The sequence below is a fragment of the Photobacterium panuliri genome, from assembly GCF_059920555.1.
In genome coordinates this window covers 3,241,878-3,261,304 of sequence record NZ_CP197192.1, presented here as the reverse complement: position 1 = coordinate 3,261,304, position 19,427 = coordinate 3,241,878, and the positions used below count along the sequence as shown (strand labels likewise).

Sequence of the window (19,427 nt, the reverse complement as noted above, 5' to 3'; positions counted from 1 at the left end):
ACACCGCCAGGATGGATTGAGAGAGCCGCTTTAGGATAGAGCGACGGGTCAGGGAAACACCGAAGGACAGCTTCAGGATGGGGCTAGGACAATCGTAAGGATACGGTTTAGGGAAGTGTTCTAGGATAGGACAAGGACCTCTCAGGACGAGTTATCAGGAACGCCTTCAGGATGAGGGAAAGGGACACCGCCAGGATGGATTGAGAGAGTCGCTTTAGGATAGAGCGACAGGTCAGGGAAACACCGAAGGACAGCTCGAGGATGGAGCTTAGGGATTACCGCCAAGGATGTGAACAACAAGGATGATGCAGGGAGCATTATCGTAGCGGGATGGCTACATGTAAGACCTAAGGGCGCAACGGATGTTGCGCCCGTTCTTTTATGTAGTACTGTTAGCCTTGTCGCTGCGTTTAATACCAACCGTAGTAAATAATGCATCATTCTCGCTTGCTCAAATGTTCGATAACGGCGTTAGAATTTTGATTGTAGAATAACAATTTATTGAAAACGCCACCTCCTCTTTAGTTACCAAGTATTCTTGTGCGACTTCTGTTCATTCACTGAGATCATGCACTGATTGTGCTTGGGATTATCCCCCTCTTGTTATTGGGTATGACCGCTTAGGTTTATTGCCTATCTTGCCGCTCTATTGTGTTTTTTGAGTTGTGCCAATCTATTTTTGATGGACTTTATCTTGCGGGTTTGTGCGAGATCTCTTACAAGAACGTGGGAAATAACATGTTCATATAATGGAATAATACGTAACATTTAATATCAAGTTGTTGTTTTTATATGTTTTATTGTTTTATCGCCATGAATGTAATCGGTTACTCAAGGACGATAATGTCGGTAATACCTACATTCGGGCGAAAAAAAACGTAATCTATACGTGTCGGAAGGAACTGACGGAACGGAACAGGAAAGCCCCAAGGATTCGGGGAGTCTCAGGATGAGACCGGTGTACCAGGATGGTATATCGAACATGGACTGTGAAGGGACAGCCGAGGAACGGCTAGCGGTAAGCAGGAAGTTTACCGGTCAGGATGACAAAATGGACCACTTCAGGATGAAGTCAAGGACCCCTCCAGGAAGGATGCTGAGAGTCAGTACAGGAAGGACTGACGGGCGAGGATTGCCGAAGGACAACTTCAGGACGAAGCATAAAGGATTGGGCTGACGGATTACAGCCACTCAAAGGAATGATGCAGGGAGCACCATAGTAGCGGGATTGCTGCAAGTAAGACCTAAGGGCGCAACGCAAGTTGCGCCCGCTCTTTTTTAAGCCATGGCATTGCCATGGCTTTTTTCGTATTACCCTTGCCAGTAGTCAGGCTCTCGGCTCTCCGGCATTCGGTGTGGCGGAATATGAAACCCCGCAGCGCGAAATCCCTTCATGATCATATAACCCTGATAGGCATCGACGCCATCGGCGGAAAATTCAAACCAATAAACGGTATGCCAATACCAACGGCCTTTGGGATCTTTGACTCGATGGTTGCCGCGGGCAATGCTCAGCAGTTGTAGCCCGAGCTGCTCGCAGCGTTGGTGGATGCATTGTTGGGCTAGCTCGGCCTGACGCCGTTGCTGCCAGAACAGGTAGCTGACCAAGGCCAGTAGCATAATACCTAGTAGGTTATCCATATAGGGTGGCGTTCCTTGTCATTAAAGGCCGGGAATTACTGCTGGCCCCGGGCATGCTGCTGTAGCTTTGCGATAGCGGCAACCAGTGCCGGGTTGGCTTGCCCGTGCAGTAATTGCAACATCATGCCACGCAATGCCGGTAGCATGACGAGATCAGCAAATAGCTGGTTGAACAGGGCCTGGTCGCCACATTCGGCCAATCGTAGCAGGAAATCTTCGGCGATCTTGCTGTCATTGAGCCCGTTCCAGCAGCGGCCGGCAATGGCAATGAGAATTTCACGGTGGCACAGGGCCGGTTGGCTTAGGATCTGGTGCAATGCCTGGCTCAGTAGTGCGGGTTCGGTGCCGGCAAGACTGCGGATCAGGGCACTGATCAAAAAGAGATCGGGCTCTGTGACGGCGATCTCGGCAGCAAGGCGTTCCGCTAGGCGCTTGGCTAATGAGTTGGGCAGTTGGCAGTGCTCAAGGCAGCCGAGCAGCGCATACAACGGTGACAGCGGCATATTGCTGATCGCTTTCCTGATCAGCGTTGTATTGTTTTCCTGATCCAGACGGGCACAGATATCCGCAAGCCCTTGCAGGCCGACGCCTTGCCAGTTATTCCAGCCGATAGCACCACTCATGTAATGCTGGGCATGTTCATAGTATTGGCTGGCTGGCAGTGCGATTTGACAACGGATCTGGGCGTGGAAAATCGCCATTTTGTCATCGGTCGGCTTGAATGTATAAGGGTTGGCAGCCAGTTTCTCCTGTTCTTCTTCGGTTGGGGTCTGACTGAGAGATGCCCCCATCGCTTCGATGACGTATTTGATGAAGTCGCCAACGGCAGCTTGTTTTAATAGGCCGCGTTCATCGAGCGGCAGGCGAAGGAACCAGATCCACGGCGGGCTGCCGGCCTGCCAGAATGAGATTGCAAGGTGGGCGTGTTGTTGCAAGGGCCATGGATAAGGCTGACGGTTGTCTTCGACCGCCTTGAACTGCTCGGTGTTGATTTCACAGACCCGGCGACCTAGATCGAAAATCTTGTACTGGCAGCCGGCATTGTCTAGTAGCTCGGTGAGGGTGTGAAATTTATCCATGGGTATACTCAAAGTTCCAAATCGAGGTTCGAGTATATCAGAGAGAGGATTTGGACAGGGACAAATTCCCAAGGTTGTGTTGGGCGGAGGTCGACAAAATGCTATTCTTCGCCCCCTTTGCGAGGCCCGGTTTTTGGGCTCCGCACTGTATGGCCACCTGGTGGCCTTGTTCTGGTGGCTAAATGCCGTAACAGGAGTGGATATGGATACTTACCAGCAATGCCAGCGCGATCTGACGGAGCTGGCTGCAGCCTTGTCTTCGCTCGGGTTGTGGGAGTCGTCTCCACCATCATTAGAGGCGCTGAGCAGCACCGAGCCGTTTGCCATTGATACCCTGAGCTGTAGCCAGTGGTTACAGTGGATATTTATTCCTCGGATGGGGATGCTGGTGGAGAATCGGCTTCCGTTGCCTTCGGCAATGGCAATTTCCCCTTATGTCGAAGAGGCGCTGCAGGGGATCGACGGGCATCAGGCTATCGTGGCCGTGACACGTAATATTGACCGATTATTTGGAGAGTAGGGCGCAATGGAGCTCGAGATTTTATACCAAGATGAGTATCTGGTGGCAGTTAACAAACCGGCTGGCATGTTGGTGCACCGCAGTTGGCTGGATCGCCACGAGACCCGGTTTGTGATGCAGACCCTCCGCGACCAAATTGGTCAGCATGTCTTTCCGCTTCACCGACTGGATCGGCCAACTTCGGGAGTGTTGTTGTTTGCCTTGTCGAGCGAAATGGCGTCGCAAATGATGCCGAAGTTTGCCGGCCGTGAAATCAAGAAGACCTACCATGCTGTCGTGCGTGGTTGGATCCGAGAAGCGGCGGTGTTGGATTACCCGCTCAAAGAAGAGCTCGACAAAATTGCCGACAAGCACGCAGATCAGGACAAAGAGGCGCAGCCTGCGGTAACGGCCTACGCGCCATTGGCCACCATTCAGACCGATATTGCGATTGGTCGCTATCCTACTAGCCGTTACTGCTTGGTAGAGATGCAGCCGGAAACAGGCCGCAAGCATCAGCTTCGCCGCCATATGCACCACCTTAGCCATCATATTATCGGTGATGTAAACCACGGTGATGGTCGCCATAATCGCAGTTTTCGAGATCACTATGACTGCCACCGTTTGATGCTTCATGCATCTCGGCTGCAGCTCAGCCACCCTGTTACTGGCGAGATGCTTGATATCCGCGCGGGTGTCGACGCCTCTTGGTGTCGGGTCATGGATGCTTTCGATTGGCCGCTATCGCTGATGGCTGCCGACGGCGAGTAGGCTTCTGTCGCGATCTGTTTCGCTGGACTTGGCTATTCCCCATGATGTGTACCACACTGATTGAAAAGGCGCGTAGTCACATTTGCGCGGTGGTGAAATGACAAGGGAGAGCGGAAATGGCAAGGATAGGGGTGTTTGTCGGTTCGGTTTTCGGCGGTGCCGAAGACGTCGCTGATGCGGTGACGGAATTCTTGACCGCTCAGGGCCACGAGGCCGAAATGTTTACGGTAGCGACGCTCGATGAGTTCCTTGGCTATCGCAGCGACAGGGTGCTGGTGATTTCCTCGACCACCGGACAGGGCGAGATCCCCGAAAACCTGCTGCCGTTGTTCCAGATGCTCAGGGATCATTTCCCGTTGCTGCCCGATCTGGGTTATGGCGTGGTGGCAATGGGGGATTCGAGTTACGGTGAGGACCGCTATTGTGGTGCTGGCCGTCAGTTCGATACCTTGCTTACCGAGCTACAGGCCAAGCCGTTGGCCCCCCGTCTCGATGTGGATGCTTGCATCCATTTTGATCCACTGGAGGTCGTTATGCCGTGGCTACAGGAGTGGCTGGTTCAGGCCGAGGCGGCCTAAACCCGGCATGCGTTTTCATCCTCAGCATCCCATATTCGTCGCGCGGGCATGCCGCGCGCATTTTATCGTATTTGTTTACTGATACTTTCTTTTTACCTTCCTGCATTATTTCCGGTTCTGCAACCTACCTGAAATCATGACGGCTGCTTGGCAAGCCTTGCTATCAGGGCATCTTTTAGCTGCTGCTGTTCTTGTTCACTTAGCTGTTCGCCATCGGCATTGGTGACGATGAAAAAGTCCTCGGCCCGTTCGCCGATCGTGGTGATCTTGGCGGCCATCAGGCTGATTTTTTGGCGGGCAAATTCCGAACCGATCAGGGCCAGCAGCCCCGGCATATCAAGGGCGACCAGCTCCATCATGGTTTTGTTCCCTGTTTTTGTCGGTAGGAAATGGACCTGGGTCGGGACATTGAAATGCTGAAGTTTGTGCGGCGGGCGTTTGCGCTTGCGCTCGGATTTCATGTGGGTCAGCGCGCTGACCAAAGCCCGGCGTACGGTATTTTGGCGAGATTCGCTTAGTGTCAGGCCATTTTGATCCAGAACCATAAAGGTATCGAGAGCATAGCCGTCCTTGCTGGTCATGATCTGGGCATCATGGACGTTGAGGTTTTTCTTGTCTAGCTCCGTCACCACGATGGCGAACAGCTTGGCTTTGTCCTGGCAGTAGACAAAAACCTCGGTACCGCCGCGAGAGGCTTTTTCGCTGACCAGAATCAATGGCTTGTCATGATCCTGATGGTTGAGGATAGCCTCGGCATGCCAGGCGATTTGCTTATGGGTGTGTCGTAGGAAGTAGTCAGCCTTGAACCGTTGCCAGAGGACGTCGATGTCGCGTTGGGGGAACCCCTCGCTGCGGAGCAGGGCCGAGGCCATTTGCTGGTTGTGGCGGATCCGCTCGCGCATATCAGGCGGGTTTTCCAGCCCTCGGCGCAGCGCTTTCTGGGTCGAATAGTACAACTCGGCCAGCAAGGTACGCTTCCAGCTGTTCCACAGTTCTTGGTTGGTGGCGCAGATATCAGCGACCGTCAGGCAGATAAGGTGGTCGAGGCGCTCTTCGTCACGGACCTCCTTGGCAAAGGCTGTTATCACCTCGGGATCGTAGATATCGCGGCGTTGGGCGGTTACCGACATCAATAGGTGCTGGTTGACCAGCCATTTGACTAAGTTGGCTTCGGGCTTGGACAGGCCGTGCAGCAGGCAGAATTCATAAGCATCGATCCCGCCGAGCTCCGAGTGGTCACCGCCACGGCCCTTGGCAATATCGTGGAAAATAGCGGCCAGCAGCAGGATTTCTTTTTTGGCAATCCGAGGGTAGATTTCGCAGCAGATCGGATGGCGCTGTCTATTTTCTGGGTTGGCAAACTTGTTGAGATTCTTGAGCAGCCGGACCGTGTGTTCGTCAACGGTGTAGACGTGGAACAGGTCGAACTGCATCTGACCGACGATTTGACTCCACTGCGGCAGGTAGGTAGAGAGCACACCGTGACGGTGCATCAGGCGGAAGGCGCGCTGTAGGCAGTTGGGTTGGCGCACCAGCTCCATGAATTTCTCCCGCGCGGCCGGGATGTCAATCAAGAAGCGATTGAGGCGGCGACGGGCAGTGCGCAGCTGGCGCAGGGTCGGCGCGGCAATGCCCTCGATCTCCGAGTTACGGGCAATATGGAGGAACATATCGAGAATGGTCTCGGGCCGGGCTTGAAACAGGGCGGGTTTGGTTGCCTCTATCAGTTGGCCGCGCAGTTGGAAGTCCGCGTCAAGCAGGATTGCATCAGGCTCCGCACCTTTATTGAGGATCGCCTGGTCGAACAGTTGCAGTAGCATTTTGTTGAGTTCGGCAACCCGGCGTAGGGTTCGGTAAAAATCTTTCATCATCATTTCGACCGGGCGGTTGCCTTCTCCGCGGTAGCCGAGCAGTTCGGCTACCGAGGCTTGGTGGCCGAAGGTCAGGCGGTTATCGTAGCGGCGTAGTTCACTATGAAGGGCAAAGCGGATCCGCCACAGACTGTCTTGGCACTCGACCAGTTCGCGGTACTCGGCATCGGTCAGAAAGCCGAATCGACTCATTTCCAATAGGCTCGTGGCTCCGAAATGGCGTCGGGCCACCCAGCTCAGGGTGTGGATATCCCGCAGCCCGCCAGGACTGGATTTGATGTCGGGTTCCAGGTTGTAGGTGGTATCGTGGTATCGGGCATGGCGGGTTTTCTGCTCGTTCAGTTTTGCTTGATAGAAGCTATCGCTGGGCCAGAAGCTACCGTCGTTGACCCGTTCTTCAAGCTCTAGGAAGGTGTCGCTATTGCCGCATAGCCAGCGTGATTCCTGCAAGTTGGTGGCGACGGTGAGATCCTCGCGACCGATGGCGATGCATTCGTCAATGGTGCGAACGCTATGGCCGATATCAAGCTTGAGATCCCACAACTGGGTGAGGAATGCACTGGCGAGGTTGCCGGTGGCTTCGTCAAGAGGCTCTTGGCTGAGTAGCAGGATATCAACATCTGATAATGGGTGTAGCTCACCTCGTCCGTAGCCGCCGACGGCAACAAGTGACAGCGTTGGGTGGCCATCAAGGCCGAACACTCCCCATAGTTCGGTAAGTAGTCGGTCAATAAAGCCTGCGCGGGCTTCGACGAGTGTAGTGACCGGAATATGAGCGATAAATTGCGCTTTCTGTTGGGCTGTGAAGTTTTCGAGGGCCTCACGCAGGGTATCGGTGCGGCTCTCTGCCGAATCAGTTGCTAAGAGGAGCGGGATTAGTGTCATTGCTGTCCGTGCGCATTGATGGATATTGATATAACCCTAACACGCTCGGTTTGAAACAGCCTAATTGGGTTTGTGTTGCAGCGATAAAAAGAGAGGCAATAAAAAACCGGCCGTGGAGGCCGGTTTGAGCAACGAATGAGGCTTAGTTGTGCATCATGCGAGGAATGGTGTCGTCTTTGCGTAGGGTCAGAACCTCACAGCCGGTATCAGTCACGACAATCGTGTGCTCGTACTGGGCTGATTTCTTGCCGTCCGCTGTGTAGACAGTCCAGTCATCGGCAACATCGACGCTACAGCCGAAGCGGCCGGCGTTGATCATCGGCTCGATGGTGAAGCACATGCCTGCTTTTAGCTTGGTGCGGTCACTGTTGCGGTAGTGGACAACCTGAGGCTCTTCGTGGAACTCAAAGCCAATACCGTGGCCACAGAAATCTTTCACGATGGAGTATTTCTGCAGTGGGTTTTTCTTGTTGTTGGCTTTGATGAATTTTTCGATTGCGGTGCCGATATCGCCCACTGTTGCGCCTGGCTTGACTTGGCGCATACCTTCATACAGGGCATCTTGTGTTACGCGGCACAGGCGCTTGTCAGCCGGAGTGACATCGCCAACGAAGAACATCTTCGAGGTGTCGCCGTGGTAGCCTTCAGGACGTACGCTCAGATCGGCGTCAGGATCGTTTGGCACGATTACAGTGATGTCGACGTTGATGATGTCACCGTTCTTAAGTACAGCTGGCTTCATTTGGCCGTTGCTGCCCATTTCGTCCTGACTGGCTGGAATGCCGTGGCATACGATGTGGTTGATCGACGTACAGATAGATTTCGGGAAGCCGTGGTAATCGAGCGGGGCCGAGTAGGCGCCTCGTTCCAATGCGTAATCGTGGCAGATTTGGTTCAGCTCGTCGGTGGTCACACCCTCTTTGATATGAGGTTCGATCATCTCCAGAACGTCGGCGGCTAGGCTGCCTGCTACGCGCATTTTCTCAATTTCTTCAGCCGTTTTGATCTTAATGCTCATTCAATCTTCTCTACGTTGACTGTTTTCTATCCCTCATATGGTATCAGCGAGGGCGGTGGATGGAAACCGGAACATTGCCAGTGGATAGATTTAGGCTGGATTTTGGTTGCTAAAATATGGTATAAAGCGCGCCGTAATTGGGTAATTGGGTTTCGATTCAGTTATTCACATTACGAAAACCTTATTTAATCACTCACACATATCGGCACATCTTCCGGGGTGCCCAGCAGCTTTTCGCGAGGCTGTAACGCTTGGCGTTATTCTGGGTCGGTAAGATGGGATATGTGGACGCCTAACCCCATAGAGGAATATTCAATGGCAACTGTATCAATGCGCGACATGCTTAAGGCTGGTGTACACTTCGGTCACCAAACTCGTTACTGGAACCCTAAGATGAAGCCGTTCATCTTTGGTGCTCGTAACAAGGTTCATATCATCAACCTTGAGAAAACTGTACCAATGTTCAACGACGCTCTAGCAGAAATCAACAAGATTGCTGCTCGCAAGGGCAAGGTTCTTTTCGTTGGTACTAAGCGTGCAGCCAGCGAATCAATCAAAGAAGCTGCAGTTAACTGTGACCAGTTCTACGTAAACAACCGTTGGTTGGGTGGTATGCTGACTAACTGGAAAACTGTTCGTCAGTCAATCAAGCGTCTAAAAGACCTTGAAGTTCAGTCTACAGACGGTACTTTCGACAAGCTAACCAAGAAAGAAGCGCTAATGCGTACTCGTGAAATGGAGAAGCTTGAGAAGTCACTTGGCGGTATCAAGAACATGGGCGGCCTACCAGACGCTCTATTCGTAATCGATGCTGATCACGAGCACATCGCAATTAAAGAAGCTAACAACCTGGGTATCCCAGTATTTGCAGTAGTAGATACTAACTCTAACCCAGACGGCGTTGATTTCGTTATCCCAGGTAACGATGACGCAATCCGCGCAGTACAGCTTTACACTGGCGCAGTAGCTCAAACTGTAACTGAAGCTCGCAACCAAGATATCGTTGCTCAAGCTGAGCAAGACGGTTTCGTAGAAGCTGAGTAATAGCCAAAGCTCCTTTGAGCATCTTAAGTTACCTTGTGTAAACTAAGAATGGTTACCAGGGGCCGATCATGGCCCCTGATTTTTACACCAAGTATTCAAAACTGAGGATATAACAATGGCAACAGTTACAGCTGCCCTAGTTAAAGAACTGCGTGAGCGTACTGGCGCAGGTATGATGGATTGTAAGAAAGCCCTAGTAGAAGCTAATGCTGATATCGAGCTAGCAATCGAAAACATGCGTAAGAGCGGTGCTGCTAAGGCTGCTAAAAAAGCAGGTAACGTAGCAGCTGAAGGTACTATCATCATCAAAGATGCTGACGGTAAAGCAGCACTTGTTGAAGTAAACTGCCAGACTGACTTCGTTGCTAAAGACGGTAACTTCCTAGCATTCGCTAACGAAGTTGCTGACGCAGCACTAGCTAGCCAAGCTTCAGTTGAAGAGCTTCAAGCTCAATTCGAAGAGCAGCGTGTTGCTCTTGTTGCTAAGATCGGTGAGAACATCTCTATCCGTCGTGCAGAATACATCTCTGGTGAGAAAGTATCTGCTTACTCTCACGGCGCACGTATCGCTGTAGTTGTTGCTGGTAACGGCGACGACGAAACTCTTAAGCACATCGCTATGCACGTAGCGGCTTCTAAGCCAGAATACGTGAACCCATCTGACGTTCCAGCTGAAGTCGTTGCTAAAGAGCGCGAAGTTCAGGTTGAGATCGCGATGAACGAAGGCAAGCCTCAAGAAATCGCTGAGAAGATGGTTGAAGGCCGCATGAAGAAGTTCACTGGCGAAGTTTCTCTAACTGGCCAGCCATTCATCATGGAACCTAAGAAAACTGTTGGCGAAGTTCTAAAAGAAGCTGGCGCAACTGTTTCTACTTTCGTTCGCCTAGAAGTAGGTGAAGGTATCGAGAAACAAGAAGGCCTGAGCTTTGCTGAAGAAGTAGCACTTGCGCAGAAAGGTTAATCTTTCGCGAATTGCTTAAAAAGAAGACCGTGGCCTTGGCTGCGGTCTTTTTACAACTCCATATCTTAATTTGTAAGCCTGGAAGGTATCTCTAATGACCACTAATCCTAAACCGACTTATCAACGAATTCTGCTTAAGCTGAGTGGCGAAGCGCTGCAAGGTGAAGAAGGTTTTGGTATTGATGCACAAGTTCTTGACCGTATGGCTCAGGAAATCAAGGAACTGATCGAGCTAGGTGTGCAAGTTGGCCTGGTGATTGGCGGCGGCAACCTGTTCCGCGGTGCCGGCCTTGCAGAAGCAGGTATGAACCGAGTTGTGGGCGACCACATGGGCATGCTGGCAACCGTAATGAACGGCCTGGCGATGCGTGACGCTCTACATCGTGCCTATGTGAACGCTCGAGTGATGTCAGCAATTCCTCTAAACGGTGTGTGTGACAACTACAACTGGGCAGATGCAATCAGCCAGTTGCGTCAGGGTCGCGTGGTAATTTTCTCTGCCGGTACTGGTAACCCGTTCTTCACAACCGACTCGGCAGCGTGTCTACGCGGTATCGAAATCGAGGCCGATGTCGTGCTGAAAGCGACAAAAGTTGATGGCGTGTTCACAGAAGATCCAGTTAAAAACCCAGATGCAGTGCTTTATGATAAGCTTGGTTATCAGGACGTTCTTGAGAAAGAACTTAAAGTGATGGATCTTGCTGCCTTTACTTTGGCCCGTGACCACGGTATGCCAATCCGCGTGTTCAACATGAACAAGCCTGGTGCACTTCGCCGCGTGGTGATGGGTGAGCAGGAAGGTACGCTGATCAGCAACCAATAAGTTTTATGGCAGGGCTTAGGCCCTGCTTGCGGGGGAGCATACCGGCTCCTCCTCGTTATCCGAATCATTAAGGGTTTAAATCGTGATTGATGCAATTAAACAAGACGCTAAAGAGCGTATGGGCAAAAGCGTTGAAGCGCTAAAAAGCCAGCTATCTAAAGTTCGTACTGGCCGTGCTCACCCAAGCCTGCTAGACGGTCTCCAAGTTGAGTACTACGGTTCAAACACACCGCTACGTCAGGTTGCTAACGTAATCGCTGAAGATTCGCGTACACTGGCAATCACTGTATTCGACAAAGAACTGACTCAGAAAGTTGAAAAAGCAATCATGATGTCAGATCTAGGCCTGAACCCAATGTCTGCAGGTACGGTTATCCGTGTTCCGTTGCCAGCACTGACCGAAGAGCGTCGTCGTGATCTTGTTAAGATCGTACGTGCTGAAGCAGAGCAGGGCCGTGTTGCTGTACGTAACATCCGCCGCGATGCTAACGCTGACGTTAAAGGCTTGCTGAAAGACAAAGAAATTTCTGAAGATGATGATCGCCGTGCACAGGATGACATCCAGAAGCTGACCGATGCTGCCGTTAAGGACATCGACGCGATCTTGGAAGCAAAAGAAAAAGAGCTGATGGAAGTATAAGACTTCGGTCTTCTTTTAGCTTGAAACTGTCTAGAGCGCTGTGCGGGCAGCACAGCGCTTTTTTTTGAGGGAGATGTATGGCAGAGCACAACATCGAACCTGCACTTTGTGCCGATAGCTTGCCAAAGCATGTTGCTGTCATCATGGATGGGAACGGTCGCTGGGCCAAGGCCAAAGGGAAGCCTCGCGTATTTGGCCACAAAGCGGGCGTTGAAGCCGTACGTAAAACCGTCTCAGCCGCCAAGCGACTGGGTATTCAGGTCGTGACGCTATTTGCATTTAGCAGTGAAAACTGGCGCCGACCGGAAGACGAAGTCTCACTGTTGATGGAGTTGTTCATTACCGTGCTGGGACGCGAAGTCAAACGCCTGCACAAGAACAATATCCGTCTGCGAGTCATAGGTGATACCGCGCGTTTTAGCGAGCGCCTTCAGCGGAAAATTGCCGATGCCGAAGCACTGACGGCTGACAATACTGGTATGACACTCAATGTCGCCGCGAATTACGGTGGTCAGTGGGATATCCTGCAAGCGGCTAAGCGTCTTGTCCAGCAAGTGGCTGACGGCGGCTTGACGGCATCGGATATTAACGAAGATATGCTCTCGCAAGGGCTGTCTACAGCCGGATTGCCGGATGTGGATCTATTGATCCGCACCAGCGGTGAATGCCGGATAAGTAATTTTATGCTATGGCAAACCGCCTATGCAGAATTGTATTTTACCCCGTGCCACTGGCCTGATTTCGATGAAACCAGCTTGGCGGACGCGGTGGCTTGGTTTGTCAATCGTGAACGCCGTTTTGGCTGTACCGGTGAGCAAATCCAAGCGTTAATGGATCCTCAATAAGAGTGATACATATTTGATTAGGGCATCCTGCTATGAGCCATTGGGCTGCGGATGCCTTTTCTGGTTACAGGGGTAACCATAGAGCCACAGGCAATGTGGCCGAATTAATGATAAGAATTGAGAGGACGTAGTTTGCTAAAGCAACGTATCATTACCGCTCTAATCCTCGCTCCTTTGGTTATTGCAGGCATTTTCTTTTTGCCATTCCCTGCGTTTATTGCCGCGATGGCAGCAATAACCTTGCTGGGCTTTTGGGAGTGGACCCAGTTTGTCGAAACGAAATCACGCAAGTTGGCAATGGCTGTGCCTGTGATTGCGTTGTTGGGATCGCTATTGGTTATCCCTACAGACCCGCAGGCTCTTTCTGCTCTGGCTTCTACCCATAAGGGCATCCTGCTGGCAGGTGGCCTCTGGTGGCTGGTTGCAGCTCTGCTAACCGTCACTTATCCCTCAAGTGTCAGATTGTGGTCTAATTACTCTTTTTTCAAACATCTTTTTGGCTTGCTGACGCTGTTGCCTTTTTTCTGGAGCGTGCTGATGCTACGCGCCGTCAATTACCCTGATTTGCCGTATTACGGTGCCCAACTGGTTTTGTTGGTCTGTTTCCTTGTGTGGGCGGCAGATACAGGTGCCTACTTTGCCGGAAAGAATTTTGGCAAACATAAGATGGCACCCTCAGTGAGCCCGAACAAGACTATCGAAGGCTTGGTCGGCGGTGCAGCTTTGGCTGTCGTGGTAACTTGGGGGCTGGCATCGCTTATGGCGATCCCATTTAGCTCAGCGGGTAGCTTGCTTACTATCGCGGTGATCACCGTTATCGCGTCGGTAATGGGTGATTTAGTTGAGAGTATGTTTAAGCGTGTTGCTGGCATCAAAGATAGTGGCAGCATTCTTCCCGGTCATGGTGGCATTCTTGACCGTATCGACAGCTTGACGGCTGCCCTTCCTATTTTCGCCCTGCTCTATCTGTGGTTAGTATAAGATAGAATCAGCCCGTAGCGGTAAGTAGAGACTTACTCTACGGGCTTCCTTGGCTCAACGGCCTATTCAATTTAGTAACTGTTGTTAGTGATATTATGCGTAAGTTAACGATTCTTGGTGCGACGGGATCTATTGGTAGCAGCACTCTTGCTGTGATCAGCCAAAACCCTGATTTGTTCGACGTGGTGGCTTTGGCTGCAGGTAGTAACAGCCAGAAAATGTTCGAACTATGCCAGCAGTGGCGTCCGAAGTATGCTGCGATGGCGTGTGACAAGGCGGCTTCGGCTTTGGCAGTGATGCTCAAGCAGCACAATATCAAAACAGAGGTACTGGCTGGTGAGTCGGGGCTGTGCCAAGTGGCGGCGCTCGATGAGGTTGATACCGTGATGGCAGCGGTGGTCGGTGCGGCCGGCTTGTTGCCTACGATGGCCGCGGTGAAAGCGGGCAAGCGTATTCTGTTGGCAAACAAAGAAGCCTTGGTCATGTCGGGCCAGATGTTTGTTGATGCGTGCCGTGAATACGGTGCCGAATTGCTTCCTGTCGACAGTGAGCACAATGCGATATTCCAAAGCCTGCCAGCTGATATCCAGCGCAATATGGGGCATTGCGATTTGGCGGGTGCCGGAGTGAGCAAGATTTTGCTGACCGGTTCGGGCGGCCCGTTCCGCTATACGGAGATCAGTGAACTGGCAGCTGTGACGCCAGCGATGGCTATTGCCCATCCGAACTGGTCGATGGGGCCGAAAATCTCTGTTGATTCAGCCACCATGATGAACAAGGGGCTGGAGTACATCGAGGCCCGCTGGCTGTTCAATGCAAGCCGCGATCAAATGGATGTGATTATCCACCCGCAGTCGGTGATCCATTCGATGGTTCAGTATAAAGATGGTTCGGTGATTGCCCAAATGGGCCTGCCGGACATGCGTACCCCGATTGCCTGTGCGATGGCCTATCCTGAAAGGGTAGATGCAGGGGTTGCACCTTTAGACTTTAGCCAGGTGGCCGAGTTTACGTTCCTTAAACCGGACTTTTCCCGTTATCCGTGCCTTAAACTGGCGATGGATGCTTGTTATGCTGGTCAGGCCTCGACAACCGCGCTTAATGCCGGTAATGAAGTTGCTGTGGCTGCGTTTTTGGCCAACCAAATTGGCTTTACCGATATTGCCGCCATTAACCAGCAAGTGCTGGAGCGGGCAGATTGGGCGGAGCCGACAGACTTGGAAAGCGTGATTGAGCTAGATAGAATGGCTCGGGCACTGGCACATGAAGCAATACGTAAGGTAGCGTTATGACAGGATTTTTATGGAACCTCGGCGCGTTTTTGATTGCCCTAGGGGTCCTGATTGCAGTACATGAATTTGGACACTTTTGGGTAGCTCGCCGTTGTGGCGTGTTTGTCGAGCGTTTTTCAATTGGTTTTGGCAAGTCACTGTGGCGCAAGGTCGGCAAGGATGGTACCGAATATACCCTCGCGATGATCCCGCTGGGGGGGTACGTGAAGATGCTCGACGAGCGGGTTGAGGAAGTTGCTCCCGAGCGCCGGCATCAGGCATTCAATAACAAAAAACTCTGGCAGCGCAGTGCTATTGTTGCTGCGGGGCCGTTGGCTAATTTTCTGTTTGCTATCTTTGCTTACTGGGTTGTTTATTTGATCGGTGTGCCTGCTGTGAAGCCGGTCATTGGTGAGGTCGCGCCGCAATCGATCGCGGCCCAAGCGGGAATTCGCGATGGGATGGAACTAAAGTCTATTTCGGGAATCAAAACCGCAGACTGGGAAACCGCCAATATGGCGATGATTTCGCATATCGGCGACAAGCAAATGACGCTGACAGTCAGTGGTCCAGATGGTGACTATGAGGTTCAAAAGACGCTGGATTTAACGAATTGGTCGTTTGATCCAGAAAGTGAGCGGATACTAACAACCTTGGGGATCACGCCGTATTCACCAAAAATTACTTTGACCATTTCACAACTTGTGGATGATGGTGCAGCAATTGCGGCAGGTTTACGGTTAAATGACGAGATTACCGCAATTAACGGTCAGCCTGTGAGTGATTGGATGCAGGTGGTTGAAGCCATCCGTGCCCACCCAGGCAAAGAGATGAATATCGAAGTTCGTCGCGATGGCAAACCGGTAACGGTGTTGTTGCAGCCAAAAGCCAAAGCAGGCAAAGACGGTGAGCTTATTGGTTATGCCGGATTTGCGCCTAAAGTCGAACCTTGGCCTGAGTCTTACCGGATTAATTTGCAGTACGGCCCGGTGGAAGCTGTGGGTAAAGCCGCAGAAAAAACCTGGCAGTTAGTGATGGTGACATTTGATATGGTAGCCAAACTGGTTACCGGTGATGTTGCGATGAAAAACCTGAGCGGTCCGATTTCCATTGCCAAGGGGGCGGGAATGACGGCTGATTATGGTGTAGTGTACTTCCTTGGGTTCCTGGCATTGATCAGTGTTAATCTGGGGATTGTGAATTTATTACCGTTACCCGTGTTGGACGGGGGACATTTGATGTTCTTCGCTATCGAAGCGGTAACGCGTCGTCCTGTTTCTGAACGTGTTCAGGATATAGGTTACAGAGTGGGGTCCGCCATTTTGGTGGTACTAATGGCGGTTGCGCTATTTAATGATTTTACCCGCCTTTAATAAGAGCGTTTTAGCAAGGAATAATCAGAACAGTAATGGCGATGAAGAAACTGTTGGTTGCATCAATGCTGCTAGGCAGCAGTGTTGCGCAGAGTGCGGAACAATTTGTAGTAGATGATATCCGCTTTGAAGGTCTGCAACGTGTCACTCTAGGTGCGGCGTTGCTGCAGATGCCTGTTCGGGTTGGCGATACCATTGAGCAAAAGGATGTATCAGAACTGATCCAATCTTTGTTTGCGTCCGGCAACTTTGAAGATATCAAAGTGTTCCGAGATGGTGACGTCCTGCTGATCAAAGTGCAGGAGCGTCCGACCATTGCCAGCATTACTTTCTCTGGCAACAAGGCGATCAAGGAAGAGCAGCTCAAGGAAAACCTCGATGCTTCCCGTATCCAGGTTGGTGAGTCGCTGGACCGTACGACCCTGAGCAAGATAGAGAAGGGACTGGAAGACTTCTATTACAGTGTCGGTAAATACAATGCGTCGGTTCAGGCGGTTGTTACACCGTTGCCGCGAAACCGTGCCGACCTTAAATTCGTGTTTACCGAAGGGGTCTCGGCGCAAATTCAGCAAATTAACTTTGTCGGCAATGAGGTATTCAGCGATGAAGATCTACGCGATAAATTCAACCTGCAGGCTGATGTGCCGTGGTGGAATTTCTTCGCCGACAAAAAATACCAGAAGCAGGTATTGGCTGGGGATCTCGAAACCCTACGCTCTTTGTACCTCAATAATGGCTATTTGAAATACCGTCTCGATGCCACCCAAGTGGCTATTTCACCGGACAAGAAAGGGGTCTACATTACCCTTGATATCGACGAAGGCGATCAATACAGCATCAAGGATGTCCAGATTCGCGGCGAGTTGCTCGGTAAGCGCGATGAACTCGAACAGTTGGTAACGATCGAGGGCGGCGATATCTACAATGGCGCCAAGGTGACGGCATTGGAAGAGGCGCTCAAGCGCAAGCTCGGTGAGCTGGGCTACGCTTACCCACAGGTTAATACGATTCCCGATTATGACGATGACAGCCAGCAGGTATCGCTGATTGTTAATGTCGAGCCGGGCAAGCGTATCTATGTTCGTAATATCAGCTTTTCGGGCAATACCTCAACCAAGGACGAAGTACTGCGCCGTGAGATGCGTCAGATGGAAGGTAGCTGGCTTAACTCGCGCATGGTTGAGCGGGGCAAGGAGCGCTTGAGCAGAACTGGTTTCTTTGAAACGGTGGATGTTCAGACGGTCAGGGTGCCGGGCAGCGACGACGAGGTTGATATTAAGTACACGGTCAAAGAAGCCAATGCCGGTAATATCAACTTTGGTATCGGTTATGGTACCGAGTCGGGGATCAGTTTCCAGGCCGGTATTCAGCAGGATAACTTCCTTGGTACAGGTAACCGTTTTGGCATTAACGCCATGATGAACGACTACCAGAAGAACGTCAGTCTGGAATACCGTGACCCTTACTTCACCCTTGATGGCATCAGTCTGGGCGGCAAGGTTTACTATAACGAGTTTGAAGCGTCTGACGCTAATATCTCGGACTATACCAACCAGAGCTATGGCGCAAGTCTGACCTGGGGTTTCCCGTTCGATGAGCTAAACTTCTTCGAGTTCGGTGTCGGTTACGATCACAACAAGATCTCCAATACCCAAGAATACTACCAGATCGAGAAATTCAAGCGGATCCACGGCTTCAACATCGGTGATAACGTGATCGAGCTGGATGATTTCAACTGGTCGGTATCATGGACGCGCAACAACTTGAACCGCGGCTATTTCCCTACGGCGGGTAGCCATCAACGGGCCTCGTTCCGTATGACGGTACCGGGTTCGGACGCCCAGTTCTTCAAGGCTCAGTACGATGTGCGCCAGTACTACCCGCTGACTAAGGATCATGATTTCAGCTTGTTGCTTCGCGGCCGCCTGGGCTACGGTAATGGTTATGGAACCACGGATAACGGCAGTGATCAGTTGCTACCGTTTTATGAAAACTACTATGCGGGTGGTTTCTCGACGCTGCGAGGCTTCCGTTCTAACACGGTAGGTCCGAAAGCGATTTACCTTGATTATTCAGGCGGTAACAACCCGAACTTGATCGGTACTGATGATGCAGCCGGTGGTAACGCCGTGGCATTGGCCAGTGTCGAGCTGATTGTTCCGACGCCGTTGGCATCGGACGAAGTACGTAACCAGATCCGTACGAGTGTGTTTGTGGATGCCGGTAGCGTGTGGGATACAGAATATGACTTGTATGATACCGATGCGAGATACATTCAGGACTATTCTGATCCGTCATTGATTCGTGCGTCTTATGGTGCTGCGTTGCAGTGGATGTCGCCGATGGGGCCGCTTGTATTCTCGGTTGCCAAGCCAATCAAGAAATACGAGGGTGACGATGAAGAGTTCTTCACATTCACCATCGGTCGAACATTCTAATTATTTGAGGAGATACCTTTTGAAACAGTGGATGAAAGCAGCAGGCCTGAGCCTTGTTATTCTATCGTCATCAATGTATGCCAATGCTGCTGAAGCTGCCCAGAAAGTGGGCTATGTCGCAACAGGTCAGGCCATGGGTCAGCTGGCTCAGCGTTATAATGTCGCTGAAAAACTGCGTAAAGAGTTCAAGGACCGTATCGACGAGCTGCGTGGCATCGAAGGCCGCATGAAGAGTAAAGTCGAGAAGATGAAGCGTGATGGCGAGCTGATGAGCGCCAGCGAGCGCACCAAAATCCAGCGTGAGTTGGCATCACTGGATGCTGATTACAAACTGAAAGCAAAAGCCCTTCAGGAAGATCAGCGCCGCCGTGGTGCAGAAGAAGAGCAGAAATTGGTTAAGAAAATCCGTACTGCGATTCAGGATGTTGCCAAGCGCGAAGGTTATGACCTAGTGGTTGATGCTAATGCCGTGCTTTATGCCAACCCGAAAGATGATCTGTCATCTAAGGTGATCTCGGCCGTTAAGTAAGGCTTTTGCCAAAACTGCCGAGAAAGAAGCGCTTAAAGTCGAAAGTATGGGGGGGACTTTGGTAAACTCCATCTTTCGACTTGTTTTGTTTTTATACCTACCTGGTTTGGCCGCCAGTTTTGATATGCTGGTAGGGAAAGGTGGGTTCAACGGGTCTTACCAAGCGGAATGATATTCTGG

Annotated in this window: 17 protein-coding genes; 13 read left to right on the top strand and 4 right to left on the bottom strand. The window is 51.5% G+C overall.

What is annotated here, in order from left to right; genetic code table 11:
- Nucleotides 1-1,311 precede the first annotated feature (1,311 nt).
- Nucleotides 1,312-1,641: a DUF3301 domain-containing protein gene (locus ACSF8X_RS14925; protein ID WP_047877534.1), complete on the bottom strand. Its 330-nt coding sequence runs from the start codon at nucleotides 1,639-1,641 to the stop codon at nucleotides 1,312-1,314.
- Between the two features lie 35 nt (nucleotides 1,642-1,676).
- Complete coding sequence (locus ACSF8X_RS14920) at nucleotides 1,677-2,720, bottom strand: DUF3549 family protein (protein ID WP_047877535.1); 1,044 nt, start codon at nucleotides 2,718-2,720, stop codon at nucleotides 1,677-1,679.
- Between the two features lie 202 nt (nucleotides 2,721-2,922).
- Between ACSF8X_RS14920 and ACSF8X_RS14915 the strand changes: the two genes are divergently transcribed.
- The 3 genes from ACSF8X_RS14915 (at nucleotide 2,923) to ACSF8X_RS14905 (ending at nucleotide 4,568) form a co-directional block, all read left to right on the top strand.
- On the top strand, nucleotides 2,923-3,240 hold the full coding sequence (locus tag ACSF8X_RS14915) for a YqcC family protein (RefSeq protein ID WP_500850321.1): 318 nt from the start codon (nucleotides 2,923-2,925) through the stop codon (nucleotides 3,238-3,240).
- Nucleotides 3,241-3,246: 6 nt separating this feature from the next.
- Nucleotides 3,247-3,990: a tRNA pseudouridine(65) synthase TruC gene (gene truC / locus ACSF8X_RS14910; protein WP_500850320.1), complete on the top strand. Its 744-nt coding sequence runs from the start codon at nucleotides 3,247-3,249 to the stop codon at nucleotides 3,988-3,990.
- Between the two features lie 116 nt (nucleotides 3,991-4,106).
- Entirely contained in the window at nucleotides 4,107-4,568 is a 462-nt protein-coding gene (locus ACSF8X_RS14905; protein ID WP_047877538.1) for a flavodoxin, read from the top strand.
- Nucleotides 4,569-4,702: 134 nt separating this feature from the next.
- Here the strand turns inward: ACSF8X_RS14905 and glnD are convergent, their stop codons facing one another.
- Nucleotides 4,703-7,324 (bottom strand): bifunctional uridylyltransferase/uridylyl-removing protein GlnD, encoded by a 2,622-nt coding sequence (gene glnD, locus ACSF8X_RS14900; RefSeq protein ID WP_500850319.1) that lies wholly within the window; start codon nucleotides 7,322-7,324, stop codon nucleotides 4,703-4,705.
- A gap of 142 nt (nucleotides 7,325-7,466) precedes the next feature.
- Complete coding sequence (gene map, locus ACSF8X_RS14895) at nucleotides 7,467-8,342, bottom strand: type I methionyl aminopeptidase (RefSeq protein WP_500850318.1); 876 nt, start codon at nucleotides 8,340-8,342, stop codon at nucleotides 7,467-7,469.
- Nucleotides 8,343-8,657: 315 nt separating this feature from the next.
- On the opposite strand from map, the gene rpsB reads away from it, so the two are divergent.
- The 10 genes from rpsB to ACSF8X_RS14845 all read left to right on the top strand — a co-directional run bounded on the left by rpsB (nucleotide 8,658) and on the right by ACSF8X_RS14845 (nucleotide 19,247).
- Complete coding sequence (gene rpsB / locus ACSF8X_RS14890; RefSeq protein ID WP_047877541.1) at nucleotides 8,658-9,386, top strand: 30S ribosomal protein S2; 729 nt, start codon at nucleotides 8,658-8,660, stop codon at nucleotides 9,384-9,386.
- A 115-nt stretch (nucleotides 9,387-9,501) separates the two neighbouring features.
- The gene (tsf, locus tag ACSF8X_RS14885) at nucleotides 9,502-10,347 is read left to right on the top strand and encodes a translation elongation factor Ts (protein ID WP_047877542.1); all 846 of its coding nucleotides are present in this window, start codon (nucleotides 9,502-9,504) and stop codon (nucleotides 10,345-10,347) included.
- Nucleotides 10,348-10,441: 94 nt separating this feature from the next.
- Nucleotides 10,442-11,170, top strand: a complete 729-nt coding sequence (pyrH, locus tag ACSF8X_RS14880; protein ID WP_047877543.1) for a UMP kinase — start codon at nucleotides 10,442-10,444, stop codon at nucleotides 11,168-11,170.
- A gap of 82 nt (nucleotides 11,171-11,252) precedes the next feature.
- Nucleotides 11,253-11,810 (top strand): ribosome recycling factor, encoded by a 558-nt coding sequence (gene frr, locus ACSF8X_RS14875; protein ID WP_047877544.1) that lies wholly within the window; start codon nucleotides 11,253-11,255, stop codon nucleotides 11,808-11,810.
- 77 nt (nucleotides 11,811-11,887) lie between these two features.
- Complete coding sequence (uppS, locus tag ACSF8X_RS14870; protein WP_500850317.1) at nucleotides 11,888-12,655, top strand: undecaprenyl pyrophosphate synthase; 768 nt, start codon at nucleotides 11,888-11,890, stop codon at nucleotides 12,653-12,655.
- 132 nt (nucleotides 12,656-12,787) lie between these two features.
- The gene (locus ACSF8X_RS14865; protein WP_500850316.1) at nucleotides 12,788-13,636 is read left to right on the top strand and encodes a phosphatidate cytidylyltransferase; all 849 of its coding nucleotides are present in this window, start codon (nucleotides 12,788-12,790) and stop codon (nucleotides 13,634-13,636) included.
- 95 nt (nucleotides 13,637-13,731) lie between these two features.
- Nucleotides 13,732-14,928, top strand: a complete 1,197-nt coding sequence (gene ispC, locus ACSF8X_RS14860) for a 1-deoxy-D-xylulose-5-phosphate reductoisomerase (RefSeq protein ID WP_500850315.1) — start codon at nucleotides 13,732-13,734, stop codon at nucleotides 14,926-14,928.
- Entirely contained in the window at nucleotides 14,925-16,280 is a 1,356-nt protein-coding gene (gene rseP / locus ACSF8X_RS14855; protein WP_500850314.1) for a sigma E protease regulator RseP, read from the top strand. The genes ispC and rseP overlap by 4 nt, the downstream gene beginning before the upstream one ends.
- A gap of 35 nt (nucleotides 16,281-16,315) precedes the next feature.
- On the top strand, nucleotides 16,316-18,718 hold the full coding sequence (bamA, locus tag ACSF8X_RS14850; protein WP_047877549.1) for an outer membrane protein assembly factor BamA: 2,403 nt from the start codon (nucleotides 16,316-16,318) through the stop codon (nucleotides 18,716-18,718).
- 19 nt (nucleotides 18,719-18,737) lie between these two features.
- Nucleotides 18,738-19,247, top strand: a complete 510-nt coding sequence (locus ACSF8X_RS14845) for an OmpH family outer membrane protein (protein ID WP_047877550.1) — start codon at nucleotides 18,738-18,740, stop codon at nucleotides 19,245-19,247.
- Nucleotides 19,248-19,427: the final 180 nt, after the last annotated feature.